15 protein-coding genes are annotated in these 6,910 nt (G+C 42.6%); 1 reads left to right on the top strand and 14 read right to left on the bottom strand.

The window, feature by feature from the left end; genetic code table 11:
* The 6 genes from BKK52_RS12110 to BKK52_RS13970 form a co-directional block, all read right to left on the bottom strand.
* Positions 1-2,056: DUF927 domain-containing protein (locus BKK52_RS12110; protein ID WP_077478792.1), on the bottom strand; the 2,056-nt coding region annotated here is incomplete at its 3' end.
* Positions 2,049-2,213 carry a hypothetical protein gene (locus BKK52_RS13585; protein WP_158076056.1) on the bottom strand — a complete coding sequence of 55 codons (165 nt, stop codon included), beginning with the start codon at positions 2,211-2,213 and terminating at the stop codon, positions 2,049-2,051. The genes BKK52_RS12110 and BKK52_RS13585, both read right to left, overlap by 8 nt.
* Positions 2,206-2,865 (bottom strand): hypothetical protein, encoded by a 660-nt coding sequence (locus BKK52_RS13975; RefSeq protein WP_244160252.1) that lies wholly within the window; start codon positions 2,863-2,865, stop codon positions 2,206-2,208. The genes BKK52_RS13585 and BKK52_RS13975 overlap by 8 nt, the downstream gene beginning before the upstream one ends.
* Positions 2,858-3,037, bottom strand: coding sequence for a hypothetical protein (locus tag BKK52_RS12100; RefSeq protein ID WP_077474419.1), 180 nt, complete (start codon positions 3,035-3,037; stop codon positions 2,858-2,860). Before BKK52_RS12100 ends, BKK52_RS13975 begins: the two co-directional genes overlap by 8 nt.
* Positions 3,030-3,251 carry a hypothetical protein gene (locus tag BKK52_RS12095; protein ID WP_077474418.1) on the bottom strand — a complete coding sequence of 74 codons (222 nt, stop codon included), beginning with the start codon at positions 3,249-3,251 and terminating at the stop codon, positions 3,030-3,032. The genes BKK52_RS12100 and BKK52_RS12095 overlap by 8 nt, the downstream gene beginning before the upstream one ends.
* Positions 3,244-3,408 (bottom strand): hypothetical protein, encoded by a 165-nt coding sequence (locus tag BKK52_RS13970; protein WP_242650068.1) that lies wholly within the window; start codon positions 3,406-3,408, stop codon positions 3,244-3,246. Before BKK52_RS13970 ends, BKK52_RS12095 begins: the two co-directional genes overlap by 8 nt.
* A 241-nt stretch (positions 3,409-3,649) precedes the next feature.
* Here BKK52_RS13970 and BKK52_RS13965 point away from each other — a divergent pair, with 241 nt between their 5' ends.
* Positions 3,650-3,805 (top strand): hypothetical protein, encoded by a 156-nt coding sequence (locus BKK52_RS13965; RefSeq protein ID WP_242650067.1) that lies wholly within the window; start codon positions 3,650-3,652, stop codon positions 3,803-3,805.
* A gap of 32 nt (positions 3,806-3,837) precedes the next feature.
* On the opposite strand, the gene BKK52_RS12085 is transcribed toward BKK52_RS13965, so the two are convergent.
* From BKK52_RS12085 to BKK52_RS12050, 8 genes are all read right to left on the bottom strand, one after another.
* Positions 3,838-4,098, bottom strand: coding sequence for a hypothetical protein (locus BKK52_RS12085; protein WP_077419659.1), 261 nt, complete (start codon positions 4,096-4,098; stop codon positions 3,838-3,840).
* Positions 4,099-4,106: 8 nt separating this feature from the next.
* On the bottom strand, positions 4,107-4,787 hold the full coding sequence (locus tag BKK52_RS12080) for a Rha family transcriptional regulator (RefSeq protein WP_077478791.1): 681 nt from the start codon (positions 4,785-4,787) through the stop codon (positions 4,107-4,109).
* A complete protein-coding gene (locus tag BKK52_RS12075; RefSeq protein WP_077478790.1) occupies positions 4,777-5,070 on the bottom strand; it encodes a hypothetical protein in 294 nt (97 codons plus the stop codon). Before BKK52_RS12075 ends, BKK52_RS12080 begins: the two co-directional genes overlap by 11 nt.
* Positions 5,071-5,074: 4 nt before the next feature.
* Complete coding sequence (locus BKK52_RS12070) at positions 5,075-5,524, bottom strand: terminase small subunit (RefSeq protein ID WP_077478789.1); 450 nt, start codon at positions 5,522-5,524, stop codon at positions 5,075-5,077.
* On the bottom strand, positions 5,521-5,829 hold the full coding sequence (locus BKK52_RS12065) for a hypothetical protein (RefSeq protein WP_143531426.1): 309 nt from the start codon (positions 5,827-5,829) through the stop codon (positions 5,521-5,523). The genes BKK52_RS12070 and BKK52_RS12065 overlap by 4 nt, the downstream gene beginning before the upstream one ends.
* Positions 5,830-5,881: 52 nt before the next feature.
* Positions 5,882-6,031 (bottom strand): hypothetical protein, encoded by a 150-nt coding sequence (locus tag BKK52_RS13700; protein WP_167367928.1) that lies wholly within the window; start codon positions 6,029-6,031, stop codon positions 5,882-5,884.
* Between the two features lie 137 nt (positions 6,032-6,168).
* The gene (locus BKK52_RS12055) at positions 6,169-6,435 is read right to left on the bottom strand and encodes a helix-turn-helix domain-containing protein (protein ID WP_077478786.1); all 267 of its coding nucleotides are present in this window, start codon (positions 6,433-6,435) and stop codon (positions 6,169-6,171) included.
* Between the two features lie 9 nt (positions 6,436-6,444).
* On the bottom strand, positions 6,445-6,684 hold the full coding sequence (locus BKK52_RS12050) for a helix-turn-helix transcriptional regulator (protein ID WP_143531425.1): 240 nt from the start codon (positions 6,682-6,684) through the stop codon (positions 6,445-6,447).
* Positions 6,685-6,910: the final 226 nt, after the last annotated feature.

The following is a 6,910-nucleotide window of genomic DNA, read 5'->3' as shown; positions in this document are numbered from 1 at the left end:
ACTTCAGCCCCTTAAATAAAATTTCATTCGCCTGTTTCTCATTAAAGCCCTTGATAACGTCCCCTAAATAAACCTGCGGATAAATAAGGAACTTCTCCTTATCGTTTCGTTCATTGACTAATAACCGATAACCCGCCGTATCATTCGGCTCTTTCTGATTCGGATTAAGAGGAATTTCAATAAAGCGTGATCCATATCTTAAAAGCCAGCCATTCACCTGTTCAATAATCTGCTTTTCTTCCCTTGAATGTAGCCCGTACTCGTTCACCCATTCATTAAAGCTGTGTAAAAGTGCGGTCTGATTTTCTGTCGTTTTCCAGCCGGTGAAAGGGCTTGCCAGTTGTAGGGCAGTTTCCAGTAAAGCAAAACGACCTGCCACTCGTTTAACCTGTGGACTGGCGTCATTCGGTAACATGGCTTGCCATTGTGCAGCATAACGTTGATATTCAGCCACCACCGCTTGTTTATTTCCCAATAGCCACATAATCCACGCTTTGCCCATTGTGCCGTAGTATTGGCGTGTCATGGCGTTTAAATGGTCGGCGTGGGCTTTGCCATTGCCAAAATGATAAAACGTGCCGGCGGGCGTGATAGGAATGTTTAACAATCGCACTAATTGCCCGGCATTGGTTCGGATGTTGTCTTGTTTTAAATAAAGCTCTAAATCCTGTTCCCCGGTGGAAAAGGCTAAAATGCGCCAGCGGTTTAATTCTCGGTTTCCGCCTTCCTTTGCCCCTTGGATTTTCCCCACGCCATTAAATAACGCATAGGCAGTTTGCTCAACGTGCTTTTTGCTTGCCCCTTGTCCGATTTCATCAAGGGGGATAAAGCCGTCATTTCGTGCGGCTGCCTCGTTAATTAAGCCTAGGCTTGTGCCGTTCCACGAAAGGCGGATTAAATCAGGCTCACCATAGATTGAACTGGCAATATTGGCGATAGTCGTTTTCCCCGCACTGGATTTACCGAATAAATGCACCCCAAAACTCTCCGCCCCGATTAAGCCAATCAAAGGAGCGGCAAGAGCGCACGCCACGCCCAACATCATGGAATGATTGCCCTCGATATATTGCCCAATTTCCCTTTGCCAGTCACTTAACGTGCCTTTGGCTTGATACCCGGCGGTGGTGGCTGATTTGTTGTTGAAGTAAACGGGTTGATTCGGTTTCCCCAACACTTCACCATTTGGCAAAATATAAGCGTTAAAATCTGCCTGCCAGCCGGTTTCATTTACAATCTGATAAATGGGCTTGTTCTGGGTATCTTGCAGAAAATCCGCTAAGTGCGGTTTCAAACGTTGGCTATTGGTTATTCTTACGCCTTTTTGTTTGAGTAATTGCCAGCCTGCACGCTCGCCAATTTCAGCCCACGGGAGAGCGATTAAAGTCGGTTCGGTTTTGCCCTGTGCTTGGAAAGAGAGCATAGAAAAATAATCACTCTCGGAAATCCCTACGCCCACCACATCCACACAATCTGCTAGCCATTCGCATTTATCGACCATTTCGCCTGTGTCCTTGTCTAACTTCGGAATCACCCTAAAAAGCCCCTCTATGCCGTTCTCCTTGCGTTTTTCGGTGTAAGGTTGATGATTATCTCGGCGAGGATTAATTGCCGGCATAATCTCCCCGTGATAGGTTTCTCCCTTGCGTAACCGTTGGATATATTGGCTCACATTTTCCAATAGTTCCCCCGCCTCATTGCAATAAATCACATTCTCGGCGGTGGTGGTTCTGGCAAGGTGTAAATAAATCCGCTCCATCGTTTCAGCCGGGAATGATTGCCCGTTGTTGGCTTGAATTAAACGGATTGACTGGGCGTTTTTGGGCGCAAGGCGATATTCTTCCACCTGTTCCAATATTTCAGCATCCACCACCACGCAAGGGAATTTAGCTGCGGTTTCACCTAAGGTATTTTCAAGGGTGATTTCATCCGCACTTTTGCCTAATTCGTTAAAATGCTTGGCGATTTCCATTGCTTGCACGCCTAAACAAATCGTAACAAGGCTTTCCCCGGTGAAATCTTGCTGTTTCGCATAAGGGGCATATTTTAGTCTAGCCATTGTTTCCCCCTTGTTTTTTTATCACCACCGCTTGATAGACTTCATCATTCAAGGCTTTTTCTGCAAGGCTTAGGGCTTGAGATGGGTTTTCCGTTGAGCCTAAAACAATCGGCTTTTGCTGACTGTAACCAATAACTTGATAGCTGGTGTTATTCATCACAGCCCCCTTTTTTATAGTGTGCAATTTGTGCAAATTCTTTTTTAGGGTCTTGAAAAACTTGATTTTCTATTCGCTCAATATTGAGCCGGTCGATTTGTTCAATCACCTCATTGAATTTATAAATCAAGTAACCGTTGGCTTGATTAAAGTCTTTCAGCGTGCCGGCATTGTCTTTCGTGAGGGTTACGCTTTGGGATTTCGCCAATACATTAAATAACTTTCCACCTGCCTTTAACCGTTCGACTAAATCTGCTATTTCCGACCGCATTTTTAGCTTGTGGTGGAAATCATCAGGGTAAAGTTCAAAACATCGCTTGTTACTCTCTGAAATCAGCTTAAATTGCCGTGTAATTTGAGCATAGGCGAACGCTAAGGGATTAAGTGATAATTTCCCTTTGTGTTTCCCTTTAGTCGTTCCTTGCGTTTCCTGTTGCGTTTTTGGGGTTTCCTTAATTTTATGAGACCGATCCAAATTTGGATCGGCGTTATTTCCAACTTCCTCAATTTCCACCCGCTCCACGTTGCGATAGCTAAAATCATCAGGATTTGATTCAACGTAGGCTTTGATTTCTTCTGCCCGGGCAAGGGTTACGCCCTCTGCACAAGTAAACGTGCGTCCGTCTTGGTAGTGTAGGATTACGTTATTCATCACCTTTCCCCTCTAGCTGTTGAATTGCTTTCTCTAGGTAATCCGTGATAACTTCTGCTACGTCACTCTCTACCTTATCTCTTGTTGTTTCTGACAAAAGAATTGATACGCCACGGGCTTTATAGATTGCCTCTTTGATAGCTGAAATTTGTTCAAAGGATAGATTACACATTGACTTTGCCTCCCTGTTTGATTGCCTCGCTTAATTTGTCATAGCTTTTATTGGCATTTTGTAGCAAGGTTTGAGCCGTCCATAAGGTATTGGCTAACACTTCATTGCTTACTGAAATTTCATTATTCACTGCAATATCAGCGGTTAAATAATCAATAATGGCTTGTGCTTGTGTAAGGTGTTGATGAAGATCATCTTGTAGGCGGTTAATCATTTTTCACCCCCTTAACAGCAAAGAAAGGACATACAATCGCTTTGGCTTGCTCTAGGCTATCGGCTTTAATTCGCACGGTATAGCAAGGGAAAGATGAAATAGGTTTTGATGTGTTGCGTAAGTCTAAACGACTTATGGCTTTGAATAGATAGATCATATCGATAATTCCAATGTTATATTTTTAGGAACTACCGCTAGACTTCTCACGGTCTGGCGGTAGAGCGTAACAGGGTGAGAAACTGCGAACATTGGAACACAGCCAACCACAAAGGGTTGCCTATTACGCTCTACCATTGAAAGAATGATCGGTTTTTGGTTGCATGAAACAAAACCCGCCATTATTTGAGGTGTGCGAGTGTTACGCATAAAAAAACACGCTTTGGGCGTGCTATGCGCCAATGTTAAATAATTCAGCTTCTCACGGCTGGCAATCTTTTTTTCAGACTGCCTTTTTACTCTATGCCTATCGTGGGAAAGTGTCAAGCGGTAAATTATTTTGGTTTTGTTTATCCGGCAAAACTGAAAGCGATAATCAAAAGGCTGATAAACATTAAAAATTGGATGATTTCTTCTAGCATTTTTGCCCCTATTTGATGAGGTAATACCCAAAGGCAAAAGCCACCGCTAATAGTGCAATGCCACCACAACACAAAAAGAATTTAATTCCGGTTGAGATTGTTTGACCTGCTTTATCTGCGCCGTTCTCGCTCATATTTCCCCCTATGCTCACTGTTGTTAATAAATTGCTAATAAATCGCACAATGCTATAATTTGGCTTGGATTTGTTCGCACTGTGCGGAATTAAAAGCTCTGAATGGTTGGTTATTCGGGGCTTTTTTCTTGCCATTATTCCCCCTATGCCGCTAACGCCCATTTACGCAAGGAATAAAGGGCAGATTGCTCTAACTTGGCTTTGCGTTCGTGATAGTTCATGCCTAACTTAATCATCACTGCATTTTCTGAAAGCAAGTCATCAATGAGCTTTAATTGGCTTTCGGTTAAATGGTCTCGGATTTCATCATCAGGGGAATAGCCGTTATCTTTAAGCCATTTCTTACGACTTGCACCCAGTGCCACCACATAAACAAGGTTATTTTCTCGGCTGTAAATGTGTTCATCTTGCTTGCCAGTGCTTTCAAGGTGAAATTTAATTGCCTCATTCATTCGGTGTTGGTCGTGTGAAAGTTTGGTTTTAGTCGTTATCCAATCTTTCATCTTGTTAAACTGGGTGATGTATGCCTCTTTGAATTGCATTGCTTTCTTTCCGGTAAAGCCCATTGTTAAGAGAGTAAAGCCATCGTGGGTCATTAGGTACATTGGGCGTTTTTCGCCTTTATCATCGGTATATTTAACCGCCTTAAAATTCAGGGCGTTAAATTCTTCTGAACAGCCTAAATTTTTAATGCTCTGCAGTAGGTTGTCGTGTCGTTTCCCAAAGTATTGAGCGACTTTTAATGAATCGGTCATTGCCACGGTCTCTTTATGAAAGACTTTTGGAAAGACTGCCTCTAGCAGTAGCTCTTGATTAGTGTTCATCTGTCATTTCTCCTTGTCGTTGTTCCATTCGTTTTAGCTGTTTTTTCAAAGCGTAAAGCTGGGTTTCTAACGCCTCATTCTCTCGGCCCAATTTTCGCCACGGCTCTAATTCACTCTCTAAGTCGTGTATTTTGAGTTTTAGTACGTCCACCACCTCACTTATCGGATAAGGCTCAAAGTCGCTGTATAGGCTCAAAAACGTGAACGTATCAGACGATTTCCGGTAGTGATTAATGGCTTGTTTCAGCAGTAAATCATTGTGTTTGGCTATGGCGCATTTCATTTTTTTACTCATTCTTATTGTCGGGTTGTTTTAATAAAAGTGTTTCAAGCTGTCTAAGTTCATCATCAGAATAAACTGATAAATCAATCGGTTCTTTTTCTTCAGTTTGTTCAATGCTTATTAATTGCTTATCAAGCCCTAATAACTTAGCTTTACCCATTGTCGCCTGTGTCATTGCATTGGCTTGTTCTTTCTCTTTTGCTATTTGTCTTGCTTCTTCTAGCTCAATCAAAAGATCGTCAATGGTTAATTTATGCCGTTCCTTATGCTCCGCTTGTAATGCCTCAATCCTTGCCGTGATCTTGCCGTCTGCCAGTAATTCAGCGGCTTTGCGGTGAACGCTTTCCTGTTTCATATTCTCTGCGTTGTAAGCTTGGCGATATGCCTCACTTGCATTGCCTAGCTCAATGTATTTCAGGCAAAAGGTTTCTTGCTTTGGGGTGAGGGTAGTCATTTAGTAAAACCTCCCTTAACGTCCACCACAGGCAAATAAAGCAATTCATCTTTGGTTTCGTGGTGGATAGCCAGTCTTTCAAATTCGTGTCTTAATGCTTGAATATCCATTAAAGCAAGGTTTGCCATTTCATTAATCAGATCGAAAACCTCATTAGGTTTCATCGGTGTTTTTGTACCGTCAGGGTTAAGAGTTGATGCCTTGCCGGTAACGGCTGAATTTGAAAATGCCTCAATACGGCTAATCATCTCCTCAATGCCCGCCAGCGTTGCGCCTTGTTGTTTTCTCTCGTTGGTTGGTGTCATTGCATTGTTCATTGTAAAAATCGCTCTATGCTCGTTAAATTAAGGATTTTGATTAGCCTTTAATGGCTAAAATAAAATTGGCTAAATTGGGTAATTGCCACAGAATCAAAGCGATAAATCCGCCTGCGCCTAACATCAATAAAAAGCACTTAATCCCGCTTGAAATGTTTTCCCCGTATTTATCTGCTCCTTGTTCGCTCATGCTTCCCCCTATGTTGATTTGCGTAAATAGATTGCTCATGAATGGAAATCTGCTAAAATTTCGTTGTTGTTCCGCTTTTGGCGGTGTGATTAGCCCTGAATCTTGGATTGGTGTGATTCGGGGCTTTTTGTTTTGTCTCATTCGTGAAATTTTCCCTCTTTTGGGCTCACTTCATTTTGGTGTAATACATAAACGCCCACCCGGTGAGTTAAGCCTGTGCTGTCGGTTTCATCTCGATAAAAGGTATCAATCGCATAACCTTTATCCCGTAGCTCCTTGATTCGTGCCGGCGGGTAATAAATCCCCTTGGCTCTTAATTCATGGGTGCTATGCGGTCGTTCCTCTAAGCTCCGCAGAATAAAAAGCCGTTGTTCTTGGCTGCTGGTGGTGTTGATAGTTTCCATAATGCCGCCTTATGCTCGATTCTCGGCCAGCTTTGCAATGTAAGCGTTAATCTCGCTTTCAAGGTAGCCAACGGAATTTACGCCTAACTGGATTTTCTTCGGGAAGTCTGGGCGATAACGTTTAGATTTTGGGTTTTGCCAGTCGGAAAAAGTGGATTTACTCACCCCAAAGCGACTAATGGCGTCATATCGTCTGATAATGCTGTCTTGTTGGTGGGCGTTTTGTGCTGTTGCAGTTTTCATTAGCATTGTGTTTTCTCCATAAATGATAGTGATTAAGAATTGATAAGCCTGTGTGGGTTATCGTTGTGTCGGTGGGGATTATGGGAAAATAAAAAGTGTTTGGGGCAATTTTGAACAAATGAACTAGTTCAATGAACAAATGAACTAATTTTTAGGGATTTTGAACAAATTTAGGCAATAAAAAAGCCGGTATTGAACCGGCTATTGATTGAGATATTTTTTGGGGCTGACG

Origin of the sequence: Rodentibacter trehalosifermentans (genome assembly GCF_002000545.1) — a bacterium.
Lineage (GTDB): Bacteria > Pseudomonadota > Gammaproteobacteria > Enterobacterales > Pasteurellaceae > Rodentibacter > Rodentibacter trehalosifermentans.
Note: the sequence above shows the minus strand (reverse complement) of the source record. Positions and strands in the feature narration are given on the sequence as shown.